Source organism: Winogradskyella sp. HB-48 (assembly GCF_049942685.1).
Taxonomy (GTDB): Bacteria; Bacteroidota; Bacteroidia; order Flavobacteriales; family Flavobacteriaceae; genus Winogradskyella.
Genome location: NZ_CP187934.1, coordinates 1,085,750 through 1,103,254, shown reverse-complemented (window position 1 = coordinate 1,103,254; position 17,505 = coordinate 1,085,750). Strand labels below are relative to the sequence as shown.

At 33.9% G+C, this 17,505-nt stretch carries 19 protein-coding genes; 18 read left to right on the top strand and 1 reads right to left on the bottom strand.

Annotated features, from left to right (window positions below; genetic code table 11):
- Window positions 1–61: 61 nt before the first annotated feature.
- On the bottom strand, window positions 62–1,120 hold the full coding sequence (locus ACPX19_RS04895) for a 2Fe-2S iron-sulfur cluster-binding protein (RefSeq protein WP_426431844.1): 1,059 nt from the start codon (window positions 1,118–1,120) through the stop codon (window positions 62–64).
- A gap of 106 nt (window positions 1,121–1,226) precedes the next feature.
- Here ACPX19_RS04895 and ACPX19_RS04890 point away from each other — a divergent pair, with 106 nt between their 5' ends.
- From ACPX19_RS04890 to ACPX19_RS04805, 18 genes are all read left to right on the top strand, one after another.
- Entirely contained in the window at window positions 1,227–2,705 is a 1,479-nt protein-coding gene (locus ACPX19_RS04890; RefSeq protein WP_426431843.1) for a DUF5687 family protein, read from the top strand.
- 20 nt (window positions 2,706–2,725) lie between these two features.
- Window positions 2,726–3,445 (top strand): ABC transporter ATP-binding protein, encoded by a 720-nt coding sequence (locus tag ACPX19_RS04885; RefSeq protein ID WP_426431841.1) that lies wholly within the window; start codon window positions 2,726–2,728, stop codon window positions 3,443–3,445.
- A gap of 192 nt (window positions 3,446–3,637) precedes the next feature.
- Window positions 3,638–6,253 (top strand): tetratricopeptide repeat protein, encoded by a 2,616-nt coding sequence (locus ACPX19_RS04880; RefSeq protein WP_426431840.1) that lies wholly within the window; start codon window positions 3,638–3,640, stop codon window positions 6,251–6,253.
- 18 nt (window positions 6,254–6,271) lie between these two features.
- Complete coding sequence (locus tag ACPX19_RS04875; protein WP_426431839.1) at window positions 6,272–6,712, top strand: bactofilin family protein; 441 nt, start codon at window positions 6,272–6,274, stop codon at window positions 6,710–6,712.
- A complete protein-coding gene (locus tag ACPX19_RS04870; RefSeq protein WP_426431838.1) occupies window positions 6,657–6,905 on the top strand; it encodes an AtpZ/AtpI family protein in 249 nt (82 codons plus the stop codon). The genes ACPX19_RS04875 and ACPX19_RS04870 overlap by 56 nt, the downstream gene beginning before the upstream one ends.
- Window positions 6,905–7,294 (top strand): DUF6168 family protein, encoded by a 390-nt coding sequence (locus ACPX19_RS04865; RefSeq protein ID WP_426431837.1) that lies wholly within the window; start codon window positions 6,905–6,907, stop codon window positions 7,292–7,294. Before ACPX19_RS04870 ends, ACPX19_RS04865 begins: the two co-directional genes overlap by 1 nt.
- A gap of 88 nt (window positions 7,295–7,382) precedes the next feature.
- Window positions 7,383–8,501, top strand: coding sequence for a F0F1 ATP synthase subunit A (atpB, locus tag ACPX19_RS04860; RefSeq protein WP_426431836.1), 1,119 nt, complete (start codon window positions 7,383–7,385; stop codon window positions 8,499–8,501).
- Window positions 8,502–8,537: 36 nt separating this feature from the next.
- The gene (gene atpE, locus ACPX19_RS04855; RefSeq protein WP_426431835.1) at window positions 8,538–8,729 is read left to right on the top strand and encodes an ATP synthase F0 subunit C; all 192 of its coding nucleotides are present in this window, start codon (window positions 8,538–8,540) and stop codon (window positions 8,727–8,729) included.
- An 89-nt stretch (window positions 8,730–8,818) separates the two neighbouring features.
- Window positions 8,819–9,316, top strand: a complete 498-nt coding sequence (locus ACPX19_RS04850; RefSeq protein WP_426431834.1) for a F0F1 ATP synthase subunit B — start codon at window positions 8,819–8,821, stop codon at window positions 9,314–9,316.
- A gap of 6 nt (window positions 9,317–9,322) precedes the next feature.
- A complete protein-coding gene (gene atpH, locus ACPX19_RS04845; protein ID WP_426431833.1) occupies window positions 9,323–9,859 on the top strand; it encodes an ATP synthase F1 subunit delta in 537 nt (178 codons plus the stop codon).
- A gap of 51 nt (window positions 9,860–9,910) precedes the next feature.
- Window positions 9,911–11,491: a F0F1 ATP synthase subunit alpha gene (atpA, locus tag ACPX19_RS04840; RefSeq protein WP_426431832.1), complete on the top strand. Its 1,581-nt coding sequence runs from the start codon at window positions 9,911–9,913 to the stop codon at window positions 11,489–11,491.
- 117 nt (window positions 11,492–11,608) lie between these two features.
- Window positions 11,609–12,469: an ATP synthase F1 subunit gamma gene (gene atpG, locus ACPX19_RS04835; protein ID WP_426431831.1), complete on the top strand. Its 861-nt coding sequence runs from the start codon at window positions 11,609–11,611 to the stop codon at window positions 12,467–12,469.
- Window positions 12,470–12,628: 159 nt separating this feature from the next.
- Window positions 12,629–13,162, top strand: a complete 534-nt coding sequence (locus tag ACPX19_RS04830; RefSeq protein ID WP_426431830.1) for a hypothetical protein — start codon at window positions 12,629–12,631, stop codon at window positions 13,160–13,162.
- A 77-nt stretch (window positions 13,163–13,239) separates the two neighbouring features.
- On the top strand, window positions 13,240–13,704 hold the full coding sequence (locus ACPX19_RS04825) for a hypothetical protein (protein ID WP_426431829.1): 465 nt from the start codon (window positions 13,240–13,242) through the stop codon (window positions 13,702–13,704).
- 55 nt (window positions 13,705–13,759) lie between these two features.
- Window positions 13,760–15,187 (top strand): lipopolysaccharide biosynthesis protein, encoded by a 1,428-nt coding sequence (locus ACPX19_RS04820; protein ID WP_426431827.1) that lies wholly within the window; start codon window positions 13,760–13,762, stop codon window positions 15,185–15,187.
- A 3-nt stretch (window positions 15,188–15,190) separates the two neighbouring features.
- Window positions 15,191–15,949 carry a DUF6090 family protein gene (locus ACPX19_RS04815; RefSeq protein WP_426431826.1) on the top strand — a complete coding sequence of 253 codons (759 nt, stop codon included), beginning with the start codon at window positions 15,191–15,193 and terminating at the stop codon, window positions 15,947–15,949.
- Window positions 15,939–16,373 carry a dUTP diphosphatase gene (gene dut / locus ACPX19_RS04810; RefSeq protein WP_426431825.1) on the top strand — a complete coding sequence of 145 codons (435 nt, stop codon included), beginning with the start codon at window positions 15,939–15,941 and terminating at the stop codon, window positions 16,371–16,373. Before ACPX19_RS04815 ends, dut begins: the two co-directional genes overlap by 11 nt.
- A gap of 102 nt (window positions 16,374–16,475) precedes the next feature.
- Complete coding sequence (locus ACPX19_RS04805) at window positions 16,476–17,495, top strand: sugar phosphate nucleotidyltransferase (protein ID WP_426431823.1); 1,020 nt, start codon at window positions 16,476–16,478, stop codon at window positions 17,493–17,495.
- Window positions 17,496–17,505 lie beyond the last annotated feature (10 nt).

Below are 17,505 nucleotides of genomic sequence, written 5' to 3'. Positions count from 1 at the left end.
ATCACCCGAAGTGACAAAATTGACTTATTCCCTCCTCTCTGGGAAGGGTTAGGGATGGGCTTTACACATCATCATAATCCACAACAATAGTTGCAGATGTAGGATGCGCTTGGCAGGTTAAAACTAATCCTTGTGCAACTTCACTATCTGTTAAAATATTATTTTGTCTCATCTTAGCTTCACCTTCCGTCAAGCGCGCAATACAGCTGCTGCAAATTCCACCTTGGCAGGAATATGGAGCGTCAATATCTTGTTTTAAAGTCGCTTCAAGAATGGTTTGTTCCTTAGACATTTCAAATTCAAACTCTTCGTCATCTACCAAGACTTTTATTTTGGTGTTACCAGATAAATCTTCAACCGAATTTCCATTTTCAGCAACAACAGGTGCTGTAAATAGCTCAAAGAAGATAGACTTTTCTTTAATGCCATTTTCAATTAAAGTGTCTTTTACAGTATGAATCATAGCTTCTGGTCCGCACAAATAAAAAGCCTCAATGTTTACACCTTGATACTTGTTTTTAACCATTAGATTAACAGTGCTTTTTTCTATTCTACCTAATAAAGCACCTTCTTCACGAGATTGGCTATATATATAATGTACATGAAAACGATTACCATATTTGGCTTGCATCTCTAATAAATCGGCAAAAAACATTGTGTCTTTAGAAGACTTATTTCCATAAACCAAAATAAAATTACTAAATGGTTCTTCTTCCAAAAGTGTTTTAGCAATGCTTAAAACAGGTGTAATACCACTACCAGCAGCAAAAGCAGCAATGGTTCTGGTTTTAGCTTCATTTGGTTCAAAGACAAAGCGACCATTAGGCTCAGCAACCTCAATAGTATCTCCTGCTTTTAGCTCCGTATTGGCATAAACAGAAAATGTACCACCATCAACCGATTTTACAGCGACTGTTAAGTCGCCACTGTTTTTTGATGCACAAATAGAGTAATCACGTCTTATTTCCTCACTATTAATTGAGGTTTTTAGTGTGATGTATTGTCCAGCTTTAAAAGCAAAATTAGATTTAAGAGTTTCAGGAACTTCAAAAGATATCGCTACAGAATGCTCGGTAACTTTATCAACGGATTTTATATTTAGAGTATGAAATTGTGCCATTGGCTATGGTTTTTTGCAAAAATAAGGAAGCAAATCTGCAAAGTTAAATTTGTTTGTAACAAATTAACGTTTAAGTTTACTAATAGAAAAAACTAACCACAAGCTTATGATAAAGCACTTTCTCAATTTAGAGTGGAAACAATATTTCCGTTCGTCTTATTGGCAAAAGAGTATGGCATTAAATATTCTTCTTGTCTTTTTTGCGCTTTACTTTATTGTCATCTTTTTAGGTTTAGGATTTGGCTTGCTTTTTATCTTAAAGAAAGCCTATCCAGATCAAGACCCATTTGTAATAGCTAACGGATTTTTATTCTATTGGCTTCTTGCCGATCTAATGATGCGTTTCTTTTTACAAAAGTTACCTGTTATGAGTGTGAAACCATTACTGACCTTACCAATAAAACGCTCAACCATTGTGCACTTTGTACTAGGTAAATCGGCATTTTCGTTTTTTAACTTTTTGCCACTTTTTGCCATTATTCCATTTAGTATAATGCTTATTAGAGATGGTTATGAAACCTCTCAGATTTTACCATGGATGCTTGCTTTAATTGTTGTAGTGCTGGTTGTTAACTTCTTAAACTTTATAATAGAAGCACTATCATCTAAAACCGACCTTCCACTTTTACCAATATTGGCAACGGTTGGCGTGCTTTACGGATTGGAATATTTTGGTATTGTCTCCATGACTTCCTTGGTAGGAAACGCTTTTATGGCAATTTCCAATAATCCAATTTTAATCGTAATCCCAATAGCATTATTGTTGCTGTGTTATGCTTTCAATTTTAAAATATTAAGAGAGAAGCTATTCTTGGATAGTGGATTAGAATCTAAGGTTACAGAAGTTAAAGCCGCAGATTTGTCGTGGACTAAGCGATTTGGTGATATTGCACCATTCATGCAACTCGATTTAAAATTAATTTGGCGAAATAAACGTACCAAGTCATCAGTGTTTATAATGGTCATAGGACTTGTTTATGGTTTGTTTTTCTATCCACAACCAATATATAGAGATATGGTTTGGTTATTCCCTTTCATTGGAATTTTTGTTACGGGAATCTTCTTAATAAACTTTGGACAATTTATTCCTGCATGGGATAGCGGATACTATAAAATGTTAATGAGTCAGAACATTAAATATGAGCAATATCTAAGATCTAAGTTTGTTTTAATGATACTGAGCGTAGGTATTATGTTTGTGTTGAGCATACCCTATGTCTATTTTGGCTGGAAAATATTAATTGCCCATTTCGCAGCTGCTATATACAATATTGGGGTTAACTCACACGTCATGTTGTATGGAGGCTCGTTCAATAGAAAGAAAATAGACCTTAATCAACGAGCTGCTTTTAATTATCAAGGCACAGGAGCTGTGCAATGGATTATAGGTTTGCCATTAATGATTCTACCAATGGGCATTTTCGCAATAATGAACTGGTTAGTCGGTTTTGAAGCCGGTATTGCATTGCTTATTTTATTGGGTGTTGCAGGGATACTATTTCACAAAAAACTCATGAAATCCATCACGCAACGTTACTTGGATTCAAAATATAAAATGATTGACGCTTTTAGTCAAGATAACTAATTTACAATTCATCTATTATCATGATATATACTAAAGACCTTTCAAAAGCATATAACGGAACCACCGTTTTAAATATAAAAGAATTAACCATCCCAAAAGGTCAAAGCTTTGGTTTGGTAGGTAATAACGGAGCAGGTAAAACAACGTATTTCAGTTTGTTGTTAGATTTAATAAAGCCAACAACAGGGAGCATTATAAGTAACGATGTTGTAGTTGATAAAAGTGAAGATTGGAAACCCTTTACGTCTGCATTTATAGACGAAAGTTTTCTTATAGGCTACCTTACACCAGAAGAATACTTTTATTTTATAGGAGACTTACGTGGACAAAACAAGGCCGATGTTGATGCTTTAACCTCACAGTTTGAAGATTTTTTCAATGGTGAAATCATAGGAAAGAAAAAATACCTTCGCGATCTAAGTAAAGGAAACCAAAAGAAAGCAGGCATAGTTGCCGCACTTATAGGAAATCCAGAAATTATCATTTTAGACGAGCCGTTTGCCAATTTAGACCCTACAACGCAAATACGTTTAAAGCAAATTCTTAAAGATTTAGCCCAGAAACAAGGCGTTACTATTTTGGTGTCTAGTCACGATTTAATGCACGTTACAGATGTATGTGAGCGCATCGTGGTTTTAGAAAAAGGGAATATTGTAAAAGATTTAGAAACTAACCCTACGACCTTAAAGGAATTAGAAGCTCATTTTTCTGGTAGTATGGCTATTAAAGAAGAGGAATAATTTACCCAATCAATCAATTTTAAAAAGCCTGTGAAGATTCAAAAATCCACAGGCTTTTTTGTTTAGCTAGGCTTTGTCTTTTCTCGAAAAAAGAGGGAATAACATCAAAAATTCAAAAAGATGCTTATTTTTACCACTTAGCACACTAAAAGTGCTAAAGTTTAGTTATCTATTAATCAAATAGAACCAACGTTGAAATTTAAGATTAAGCACATATTATCTCTTTTTCTATTGGTAATTATTGCCCAAAATTGCTCAAGGAAAAAAGACACCTTCATAAACAGAAATTTCCATGCCTTAGGCACCGAATATAATATCCTGTATAACGGAAATATTTCCTTAGAAAGAGGAAAACTAGCTGTCAATGATGCCTATACTGAAAATTTTTGGGAACTACTACCCGTAGAGCGCATGCAAGTAAGTGAGGATATATTCCTGCCAGGAGAATCTAAAAATGCAGATTTTGAACGCGCAGAAGAAAAGGCCATAAAAGCTATTCAGAAGCACGGGATGAATATTGGTGGTAAAGAGAAGAATCCACAAATTGACGAAGCTTATTTATTATTAGGAAAAGCGCGCTATTACGACCAGAGATTTGTGCCAGCACTAGCGGCTTTCAATAATATTTTAAACAAATATCCTACAAGCGATAAGATTAATCAGGTAAAAATTTGGCGAGAAAAATCTAACATGCGTTTAGATAATAATGAAGGTGCCATAAAAAAGTTAAAACGTTTACTTGATGAAGAAGAGATAGAAGGTCAAGATTTAGCAGATGCCACAGCGACTTTAGCTCAGGCTTATATTAATATTAAGGCAAAAGACAGTGCTATACCATTGCTAGGCATTGCGGCAGAAAACACCAAAGTAAAGAGTGAAAAAGCACGTTTCCATTTTATAAGAGGACAGCTTTATAACGAGTTCAAAGAAAAGGATAGTGCCAATATGGAGTTTGATGCCATTATAGACATGCACAGACAAATTCCTAGAGCATTTTACATCAATGCACACCTTGAAAAATCCTATAATTTTGATGAAACTGAAGGTGATGAGGTAGAGTTCTTGGAATATCTAATGGAACTAGAGGAAACTAGAGAAAATAGACCTTTTTTAGACAAAATTTACTTCCGAATTGCCGAATTTCATCGTAATAAAGCTTCAGATAGCTTAGCAGAAGCTTACTATAATAAATCATTGAGAAAAATAACATCCGACAAGTACCTAAGAGCACTCAATTATGAGACTGTAGGGAATATGTATTTTGATCGCAATGTGTACAAGACAGCAGGAGCTTATTACGATAGCACACTAACGGCAATGACGCCAAACACTAAGCCTTATAGAATTTTAAAACGAAAACGAGAAAACTTAGATGATGTTATTTATTATGAGGGTGTGGCTCAGGTTAATGATAGTATTCTTCGCATGGTTAGTTTGCCCAAAGAAGAACAGTTAGCCATTTATTCAAAGTACGCTGAGGAATTAAAAGAAAAAGCGCTTGAAGAAGAACAACGAAAGGAAGAAGAGTTAAAGAAGCAGGAATCGAGACAAAACATGGCGTTAAATGCTTCAAAAGACAAAAACTCAAAACCCAACCTAAGCCCAAGAGGGTTGCCTGGAGAGTTTGCAACAAAAGGAAGTGGTAATACGAGTAGTTTTTATTTTTATAACTCTACAACAGTTGCTTATGGAAAAAATGAGTTTTTAAAAATTTGGGGAGATCGAAAGCTTCAGGATAATTGGAGATTGTCTAACGAAAAAGCAGGAATAAAAAATATAGGCAAAACGGAAAATATTACATCTATCACAGGTAAAGAAGATCAGTACAATCCAGAGACCTATATTGCGTCATTACCTAAAGAACAAACAGCTATCGATAGTATTGCCAAAGAAAGAAATTTTGCCTATTACCAATTAGGAATCATCTATAGAGAAAAATTTCAAGAACTTTCATTGTCTAAATCTAGGTTTGAAGACCTTTTACAAAATTCACCAGAAGAGCGACTTATATTACCTTCAAAATACAATTTGTATAAGATTTATGCAGAGCTAGGCCTTACAAGAAAGGCAGAAGCAATGAAGTCTGATATTGTAACTAATTATCCAGACTCACGATATGCTGAAATCTTACTAAACCCACAATCAGAGCTGTCTAAAGACGAGAATAGCCCAGGATTCATCTATACAAATCTTTATAAGCAGTTTGAAAACCAAGAGTATGCTGAGGTTGTTGCGGAGGCAGAAAAGCAAATTAAGCGTTTAGAAGGAGATGACTTCTTGCCTAAGTTTGAAATTTTAAAAGCTTCAGCAAAAGGACGCCTTTACGGGTTTGAGGAATATAAAAAGGGAATAGATTACATTGCTTTAACCTACCCTAATACAGATGAGGGTAAAAAAGCGCAAGAGCTACTTCAAAATGCCATACCTGTTTTGGCTAAAAAAGAATTTATAAAAGATGACGAAGCTACTCACTTTAATGTAGTATACCAATTTGAAAAAGATACTGAAGAAGACATAGATGCTTTTATAAAAACCCTTAACGAAGAGATCGATAAAAAAATAAAATATTTCGACCTTACAACGTCAAAAGATATTTATGATGTAAATACAGTTTTTGTAGTGGTACACGGTCTTACAAGTATACAAGGCGCTAGTGGTTTTGCGCAATTATTGCAATCTGATGAAAAAGATAGTAGAGGCAGACCGGTAAAACCTAAAATTACGAAAGAGTATTTTGCTATTTCGTCACCTAATTATGCTATTATTCAACGCCATAAAAACTTAAACGCATACCTGAAACTAGAGTAAATTAAAACCAAATCAACAATGTTTTCCTCGGACAATAAAAAATCTAAACAAGAAATTAGTATGGAAACAAGTACACAACAAAACATTATAGCTCAAGGCACCAAAATTGTAGGTGATATAGCTAGTGAAGGACCGTTTAGAATAGACGGAACGGTTGAAGGTAACGTAAAGACTTCGGGCAAAGTAGTGATAGGTAAATCGGGTTTTATTAAAGGAACCCTTCAAGGTGAAAATGCAGACTTTGAAGGTAAATTCTCCGGAAAATTAATTTTGTCAGGCACATTGTCTTTAAAATCTACTGCGCACATTGAAGGCGAGGTACATACTAGCAAATTAGCTGTAGAGCCAGGAGCAACATTTAATGCAACTTGTAGTATGAAGGGCACTGTAAAAGCATTATCTAATGAACCAGCAAAACCAAAACAGCCAGAACAAATCACCCAAAGACAACAAGGGTAAACACAATAAATTTTTAAGGTTTACTGGTGTTGCACTACAAATGGGCTTAACTATTTATGCAGGGAATCTTCTAGGTGTTTGGTTAGATTCAAAATACAATTCTGATAAATATGAGCCAATAATCACTCTGTTTGCAGTTTTTGCATCTATGTACATGGTTATAGCTCAAGTTATAAAAGTTTCAAAGGATTGATGGTTAAAAATCTTATTATTTACATTATTGTTTTTTGTTTTGTTGGTTTATTGGCCTATTTTTTCCACAACAATTTTATTCAAGAAAAAAACATTTTTCTTCCATTTTCCTTAAAAAAAGTATACTTGTTCTTTGTGCTTTTTTCCTTAGGAATATGTTGTCTGTTTAAAATAGGAAGTGTTATCAACAAAATTAAAGAGCAATTAGGCTTTATTTATCTTGGTACGATAATTCTTAAAATAGTGGTTTTTGCAGCTGTTTTTTACAAATATGTGTTTACTGTAGACCTAACTACTGCTCAGCGAATTGCACTAATTGTCCCTATGGCAATCTTCTTAATTATTGAGGTGTTTTTTGTGGCTAAAATCCTCAACAAAACTTCTTTCTAATTTATCTCAATAAAATTGGTTTAATTGTTAATAAATTATGTACTTTTGCGCCGAATTTATCTAGAGTAATATTTTTCAAAAGAAAAAAATGAAGATAGCAAACAAACCTATCAAATCTTACTTACTGATTGCATTAGCGTTAACAACATTTTTCAGTTACGCTAGTGATCCTGTAAAATCACAAGACGGAGGACAAGTTGACACTAAGGATGAAGTTGATGCATATATAAAGCATCACATTCAGGATTCCCATGATTTCCATTTGTTTTCTTATACTAGCAATGGTGAAAGAAAGCATATAGGTTTTCCACTACCTGTAATTGTTTGGGGAGAAAACGGATTAACAACATTCATGTCTTCTGCATTTCATCATGATGATTCAGGAGAAGTTATAGTAGAAAAAAACGATTCTAGATTTGTTAAAATTCACAGTAAAATTTACGAATTAGAAGAAGGCGCAACTACAGTTAATTTTGATGGCCATCACCATCCAACAAACGCTCACAAAGTTTTAGATTTTTCTATTACCAAGAGTGTTTTCGGTATTTTAATTATCGGTCTTTTAATGTTGTTGTGGTTCTCTAGATTAGCAAGGCAATATAAAAACAAAAGTATCCCAACAGGTTTTGGGAGGGTATTGGAGCCGCTTGTGATTTATGTGCGTGATGAAATTGCAAAACCAAATATTGGTGACAAACACTACAGAAGATTTACAGGTTACTTACTAACTGTTTTCTTCTTTATCTGGATGTTAAATTTGTTAGGATTAACACCATTTGGGTTTAATGTTACAGGTCAATTGGCAGTTACAGCTTGTCTTGCAATATTTACACTAGTAATATACACTGTGAGTGGTAATAAGCATTACTGGAAACATATGCTATGGATGGATGGGATACCTGTATTTGTTAAACCTATACTTGCTATAATTGAACTGGCGGGCGCGTTTTTAATAAAACCATTTTCTCTGTTGGTTCGTTTGTTTGCTAATATAACTGCTGGACATATTGTAGTCATGAGTTTGATAGCTATAATGTTTGTTTTGAAAAAAGATTTAGGTGTTGTTGGGGCTACAGGATTATCATTAGTATTGTCAATATTAATCACATTAATTGAAGTTTTAGTTGCTTTTCTTCAGGCATACATTTTTACAATGCTTTCGGCATTATTCATTGGTATGGCGGTAGAGGAACATGAGCATCATTAATATAAAGAGTTTGTTTAATTATATAAATCAATTATTATGTACAATTTAATTGGAGCAGGTTTAGTTGTAATCGGAGCTGGTATTGGTCTTGGACAGATCGGTGGTAAATCAGTAGAAGGAATTGCACGTCAACCTGAAGCATCTGGAAAAATCCAAACAGCAATGATTATTGTTGCTGCATTATTAGAAGGATTAGCATTTGGTGCATTAATCTTAGGAAAAGGTTAATTAAAGAGAAAAACAGAACCTGCAACGGTTGGTTGCACGTTCTGTTTTAATTAAACAGAATTGTAAAAAGGTTTTAAAAAAAGTAAATAATGGGAATTTTTGAAGATTTTTCAATAGGTCTATTTGTAATTCAAACAGGGCTACTTTTACTATTAATATTTTTAATGGTGAAGTTTGCGTGGAAGCCAATTCTTAACTCTTTAAACGACAGAGAAGAAGGTATTAAAAGTGCATTAGATGCAGCTGAGAATGCTAAAAAGGAAATGGAAAACCTAAACGCAGATAACGAGCGTTTATTAAAAGAAGCGCGTATTGAGAGAGAGGCACTTTTAAAAGAAGCTAGAGAGATGAAAGACAAGATCATTTCTGATGCAACTAATGAGGCGCAAGACAAAGCTGGTAAAATGATAGAGCAAGCTCAAGCTGCAATCGAAACTGAAAAGAAAGCAGCAATGGCAGAATTAAAAAGCCATGTGGCTGGTTTATCTATCGAGATTGCAGAAAAAGTTGTACGCGAAGAGTTATCTAACAAAGACAAGCAGTTAAAACTTGTTGAAGATATGTTAGGTGAAACCACTTTAAACTAATTATAGATGGCAGAGTCTAGAGCAGCAATACGTTATGCAAAAGCAGTATTGAGTTTGGCTACCGACAACAAGGTGGCTGATGCTGTTAATAATGATATGAAGCAAATTGCAAATGCTATTGCAGAAAGCAGTGAGTTAAATGCAGTTTTGGTAAATCCTATTGTTAGATCTGCAGACAAAAAAGCAGTATTAACATCGGTGTTTAAAAATGTAAATGCCGCTACAACAAACTTAATAGATACCTTAATTGTAAATAAACGTATAGCATTATTGGGGGATGTTGCTAACAAATACACTCAATTATTTGATCAGTTAAGGGACACACAAATAGCTAAGGTAACTTCGGCAACACCATTAACTAAGAAATTAGAAGAAAAAGTGTTAGCTAAAGTAAAAGAACTTACAGGAAAAACCACTGAAATAGAAAACATAGTTGATGAATCTATTCTAGGTGGCTTTATCCTAAGAGTTGGCGATTTGCAATATGATGCAAGCATTGCTAACAAACTAAATAATTTAAAAAGAGAATTTACATTAAACTAAATTTATGTGGTCACTGAGCGTAGTCGAAGTGAGCATTAAATAATAAATAAAATGGCAGAAGTAAAACCAGCTGAAATATCAGCAATCTTAAAACAACAACTTTCAGGTTTTGAAGCAGGTGCTTCATTAAACGAAGTAGGGACAGTATTAACTGTTGGTGATGGTATTGTACGTGCATACGGATTATCTAATGCTCAATATGGTGAGTTAGTAGAATTCGAAAATGGATTAGAAGGAATTGTATTGAACCTTGAAGAAGATAATGTCGGTATTGTATTATTAGGGCACTCTAAAGTAGTATCAGAAGGTTCTACGGTAAAACGAACTGGACGTATAGCTTCTATTAATGTAGGTGAAGGTATTGTTGGGCGTGTTGTTGATACGCTTGGTAACCCAATTGACGGTAAGGGACCAATCACAGGTACAACTTACCAAATGCCATTAGAGCGAAAAGCACCAGGTGTTATTTATCGTGAGCCAGTAACTGAACCATTACAAACAGGTATTAAGTCTATTGATGCAATGATTCCTGTTGGTCGTGGACAGCGAGAGTTGGTAATTGGAGATAGACAAACCGGTAAAACTACGGTTTGTGTTGATACTATTTTAAATCAAAAAGAATTTTACGATGCAGGTGAGCCTGTATACTGTATATATGTAGCCGTAGGTCAAAAAGCTTCTACCGTAGCAAACATTGCTAATGTATTAGAAGAAAAAGGAGCACTTGCTTACACAACTATTGTAGCTGCAAATGCTTCAGATCCTGCAGCAATGCAAGTTTATGCACCAATGGCTGGTGCTGCAATTGGCGAGTATTTTAGAGATACCGGTCGCCCTGCATTAATTATATATGATGATTTATCTAAGCAAGCGGTTGCTTATCGTGAAATATCATTATTATTGCGCCGTCCACCAGGACGTGAGGCGTATCCTGGAGACGTATTCTACTTACATTCAAGGTTACTAGAGCGTTCAGCTAAGATCATTAACAATGATACTATCGCAAAAGAAATGAATGATCTTCCTGATTCTTTAAAGCCAATAGTAAAAGGTGGAGGTTCATTAACCGCTTTACCAATAATTGAAACACAAGCTGGAGACGTATCTGCATATATACCAACAAACGTAATTTCTATTACAGATGGGCAAATCTTCTTAGATGGTGATTTATTTAACTCTGGTGTGCGTCCAGCAATTAACGTAGGTATTTCGGTATCCCGAGTTGGTGGTAACGCGCAGATTAAATCTATGAAGAAAGTAGCTGGTACATTAAAACTTGACCAAGCACAGTTCCGTGAGTTAGAGGCATTCGCTAAGTTTGGTTCTGACCTTGATGCAGCTACATTAAACGTAATTGAAAAAGGTAAGCGTAACGTAGAGATCTTAAAGCAAGCTCAAAACGATCCTTACACTGTAGAAGATCAGGTAGCAATTATCTATGCTGGTTCTAAGAACTTATTAAGAAACGTACCGGTAGAGAAAGTAAAAGAGTTTGAAAGAGATTATATAGAGTACTTAAATGCTAAGCATAGAGATACTTTAGATACATTAAAAGCAGGTAAATTAACAGACGAGGTAATAGATACTTTAACTAAAGTGGCAAAAGACCTTTCTGCTAAGTTCACAGCTTAATTATAATAATTGTCATCCTGAAACTGTCACGCTGAGCTTGTCGAAGTGTTGTTTCAGGATCTCAAATTTAGGTTTATAAAGATTCTGAACTAAATTCAGAATGACAAAAAAGAGAAAATGGCAAACTTAAAAGAAATACGTAATAGAATATCTTCGGTATCTTCAACGATGCAGATTACCAGTGCTATGAAAATGGTATCGGCTGCTAAATTGAAAAAAGCTCAAGATGCTATTACTGCAATGCGTCCTTATTCTAATAAGTTAACGGAATTGCTTCAAAGCTTAAGCGCTACTTTAGATGCTGATAGCGGAAGTAAATTTGCTGAGCAACGTGAAGTTAATAAAGTACTTATAGTCGCTATTTCTTCTAACAGAGGTTTAGCAGGTGCTTTTAACTCTAACATCATTAAGCAAGTTAACGTATTATTGTCTGAAACCTATGCTGGTAAAGATGTATCAATTCTTGCCATAGGTAAAAAAGTAAATGACGCTTTTAAAAAGAAGTCTAATATCATTGCTAATAAAAGCGAAGTTTTCGACGATCTAACGTTTGATAACGTAGCAGCCATTGCCCAAATGATAATGGATAAGTTTGTTGAAGGTGAGTATGATAAAGTAGAGTTGGTATATAATCACTTTAAAAATGCTGCAACGCAAGCCGTTATAACAGAACAATTTTTACCGATTGTCCCTGTTGAGAATAATGCTAATGTTAACTTAGACTATATCTTTGAACCAGGTAAGCAAGAAATAGTTGAGACATTGATTCCTAAGTCCCTTAAGACCCAACTATACAAGGGAATTAGAGACTCTTTTGCATCTGAGCATGGTGCACGTATGACAGCTATGCACAAAGCGACAGATAATGCTAAAGAGCTTAGAGATCAGCTAAAATTAACTTACAATAAAGCAAGGCAAGCAGCAATCACAAATGAAATATTAGAGATTGTTGGTGGTGCGGAAGCATTGAATAATTAATTAGAATATATTTTCTGAAAATTTAAAGCCAGCTATTATAGCTGGCTTTTTTAATATTAATCCTACATATATACGTATTTCATCGATTATATACTAAAATCAACGATATATTAAAATATTTTCATATATATTGCTTTACCAAATCTTAACCTACTTATAATGAAGAATCTAAAAAAGGCGATATATGCCATCGTTTTTACTTGTACATTGTCTTCTTTTTTTCAATGTGCTAGCCCTAAGGTAGCTACGACCAATTTTGTACAACAAACACCCTTTACCATAAAGCCTGTTGTGTTTCAGGAATGGTATGCAGGCATTAAAGTTGGAGGTACTGGAATTAATGTTTTTGTCCCAGTTTCTAATATTAATGACGGTGTAGTTTTAAATGAGGTTTACTTTAGAAATTTAAAAGGAAAACTTGTTAAAAGTGGAAATAAGTACACTGCGGTATTAAAAAACCCATCAAGAAATTATACATTTCAAAAAGCTGAAAAGCCAGCAGATTATCTGTTTGATCTTAAAGATGACGAATGTGTCATAAGCTATTTAGAAAATGGACAGACAAAGTATCATAAAATAATTTCCCTAAATGAAGTAGCGGGTACATATTATGAAAATGGACCGCCATCTATTTACTCTAGAAGTAGTTCAAACAGCATGGCAACTCTAGATGATGAATCGGAGGACAACTAAAATGGGATAAACAAATCAAAGCCTTACTTTTAGTAAGGCTTTTTTATTACTTTTAAGTTTTTAAAAGACAGAGTTTCATGAACTTCTCAAAATTGGTCCTGTTTTCAATATTTGTAATTTTTATTTCTTGTGGATTAAACAAAAATAGTAAGGCGAAAATAGATATATCAAAAACATTTACTTACGATGTTACCTATCAATATTGGATTTCTGAAGATGAAGAGTACAAAGGATTTGACTTATTAATCCCAATTAAATACAATCCAGAAGGAATTGAGCTTGATAGTGTTTATTTTAAGAACAGGTCTACTAAACTAACTACATGGTATCCAAAAAAATCAAAAATTAAATATTATATAGGAAGATTTTATGTGAATACAAATCAAAATATTGATACTACACAAAAGGCAGTAAATTTTTATAAAGAGCTAGATGAAGACCAATGTATTGTTACTTATAAGAAAGACGGAGCATATCTTCATAAAAAACTAAAAGGAATAAATGATATTTCTCACCTTCCTTTTTATTTAACAAGAGAATAGATTAACACTTTTATAAAATGATGATAACTTATACATTTAGCGCAAATTAAATTCCTTGAGTGTACTCAAAACCTTTTTTAAAGACACAATAATTTATGGTTTAGCAACAGTGTTGCCTAGACTCATGAATTTTATTCTTGTGCCATTACACACAGATACATTAGATACCGCTAGCTATTCCGATAACACCTATTTCTATGTGTATGCAGCTTTCTTTAATGTTTTGCTAACATATGGTATGGAGACTGCTTTTTTTAGATTTTTCAGTAAGCAAAAAGAGCAAAGCAAAGTGTATTCTACTACCTTAATAAGCTTGTTGATCTCTACATTGTTTGTGTTTGCAGTTGTAATGATTTTTAATCAACAGTTAGCAGAATTTGTAAATCTTCGTTTAGACTATTTCAATTACTTAATAGGAGTGTTGGTTTTAGACACCTTAGTAGTGGCACCATTTGCTTATCTAAGAGCAACAGGAAAACCTTTAAAGTTTACTTTCATCAAGTTAAGTAACATAGTTATATATGTGCTATTAAACTTCTTTTTTCTTTGGGCAATTCCTAAGTTTAATATCGAGTTTTCAGGATACGATAAAACAGATTTAGTAAAGTATATTTTCATTGCAAATCTTGCTGCAAGTGCAGTTACAATAGTGCTGTTGCTGCCTTACTTTTTAAAAACGAAATGGGTTTTTGATAAAACAATATTTAAGCAAATGCTGAATTACAGTTTACCCATAATGATCGCTGGGTTAGCATATGTCATTAACGAGAATTTTGATAAGTGGCTAATTCCAGATGTATTAGGAAAAGACATAAACGGTGCTTATGCTGGTTGCTATAAATTAGCAGTGTTTATGACGATTTTTATTCAAGCATTTAGACTTGGGGCAGAGCCCTTCTTTTTTAATCATGCCAAAGAGAAAAACGCAAAAAACACCTATGCCTTAATCATGAAATACTTTGTCATTTGTGGTACATTAATGTTATTATTCATTGTTGGGTTTATTGATGTTTTTAAATCGTTGATTGTTCGAGATGAAGCCTATTGGGTGGCTTTAGACATTGTACCAATTGTCTTATTGGCTAATTTGTTTTTAGGGATTTATTTTAATCTAGCAATATGGTACAAGCTCACAGACAAAACACGATTCGGAATGTACTTTTCAATTGTAGGAGCTGTTATTACTATTGTGCTAAATGTAATTTTGTTACCAAAATATGGCTTCATAGCAGCTGCATGGACTACATTAGTAGCATATTCTATAATGACGATAACGTCTTATGTTTTAGGACAAAAACACTATAAAGTCCCTTATCAAGTTTCAAGAATTTTGCTTTATATAGTTTTTGCTATGGCACTATCCTATATTTCTTTTGAACATCTAAGAGGCAACTATTACCTTAGCATATTGCTTATACTCATATTCTTACTTGGTATTTTATTTTTAGAAAGAAGAGAATTAAAACAGCTTATAAAGCGATAATGAATGATTAATCTATTTAATAAAATAAGAAAGCAACTGCTGATTGAGGATAAAATGGGACGCTATCTCAAGTATGCCATTGGCGAGATCATTCTTGTAATGGTAGGTATTTTATTGGCATTGCAGGTCAATACATGGAATAACAATAGGGAGCTTAAGAGAGAAGAACTAAAGGTTTTAAATAGTTTAAAACAAGAATTTATTGTTAACCTAAAGAAATTTGATAAGGCCTATGAATTTCACCTAAATCGTAAAAAAGCTATTGAAACCATGGCAAATGTCAATCATTGGGAACTTTCATTAGACAGTTTAAGAAGTTTGAATAGAACGATCAATAACAATTATACTTTTGATCCTTTTCAAGGAATTTATAATTCAGTTATTAATTCTGGTAAGATAGAATTGGTTTCGAACGATTCTTTAAAACTAAAAATTGCAAGGTTTCAAGATTTGATAAATGACTATAAAGAAGAAGAAACCAATACTATGGGATTTGTCCAACAAAATGTCTATCCATTTCAATTAGATAATTACAAATTGAATTTTAATTTATTTTTTAATGTTAAACAAAGTTCCAAAGAGGAACAGATGGAATTTAAAAACAACCTTATTCAATTAATAGAATCCGACAAGTACAAAAACATGATAGTTTATATTTACAATTATATGGCAGGTATTTTTGAAGAAGGCCCAGTTTTAAGGGACGAAATGCAGTCTATTATCAATTTATTGGAATCAGAAATTAAAACGTATGAAAATTAAAATTATAAATAAATCTAACCATAGCTTACCGCATTACGAAACTATAGCTTCAGCCGGAATGGACTTGAGAGCCAATCTTACTGAAGATAGAATACTTAAACCTCTAGAACGTACAATAGTAGGTACAGGCTTATTTATAGAATTACCTATTGGCTACGAAGCACAAGTCAGACCAAGAAGTGGCTTGGCAGCAAAAAAAGGAATTACAGTATTAAACGCACCAGGAACTGTAGATGCTGATTATAGAGGCGAAATAGGAGTGATTTTAGTCAATCTTTCCAATGAAGAGTTTACCATCCAAAACGGAGAGCGCATTGCACAATTGGTAATCGCCAAACACGAACGTGCAGAATGGATAGAAGTCGAAGAACTTTCTGAAACCGATAGAGGAGAAGGAGGCTTTGGAAGTACAGGGACTAAATAAAAGGCCCATTTAATTCCCCAAAGGGGAAAACAATAGAAGTAGAATAAAAAATTAATTAAAATATAAAAGTCCTTTCCTCTGGAAAGGATTTAGGATAGGCTTATGAAAATAATAGTACCCATGGCAGGTCGAGGCTCTCGTCTTAGACCACATAGTTTAACAGTACCAAAACCATTAATACCGGTTGCAGGTCAACCCATCGTGCATCGTTTGGTAAAAGACATTGCAAAAGTATTAAAGCAACCCATTGAAGAAGTCGCTTTTGTCCTTGGAGACCCAGCATTTTTTGGAGATGATGTTGTGGAGAGCTTAACGGAATTAGCAGAAGATTTAGGAGCAAAAGCATCTATCTACAGACAAGACCAACCTTTGGGAACTGGCCACGCTATTATGAGTGCTAAACCGTCTCTTTCAGGTCCTGCAGTAATTGCTTATGCAGATACCTTGATTAGAGCTGAATTTGATTTAGACCCAAGTGCAGATAGCGTGATTTGGACAAAGCGAGTCGATAATCCAGAGGCTTATGGCGTTGTTAAATTAAATGAAAACGAAGAAATTATAGAACTAGTAGAAAAGCCAAAGACATTTGTAAGCGATCAAGCGGTTATAGGTATTTATTACTTTAAAGATATTGCCGTTTTAAAAGCAAAGCTTCAAGAAGTTTTAGATGAAAACGTTATGAATGGTGGCGAATACCAAATCAACGATGGTATAAAGCGTATGATGGCAGATGGTAAAGTCTTCAAAACAGGTACGGTTGATGAATGGATGGATTGCGGAAATAAAAACATAACCTTAGAAACCAATGCCAAAATGTTAGGTTTCTTAAAAGCAGATGGCGAAGAGCAATTAGTTGACGATTCTGTCGTTTTAGAGAATTCAAAAATCATTGAACCGTGTTTCATTGCAAAAGGAACGGTTTTAAAGAACGCTACGGTTGGCCCAAACGTTTCTATAGGCAAAGATTGTGTTATTGAAAATTCAACCGTTAAAAATAGCTTAATACAGAATCAGACCACTATTAAAAACGCTAATTTAGATGAAGCTATGATTGGTAACCACGTTACCTATAATGGTGAGTTTACCAAAATTAGTATTGGAGATTATACGGTAATGGAATAACATTACTGCG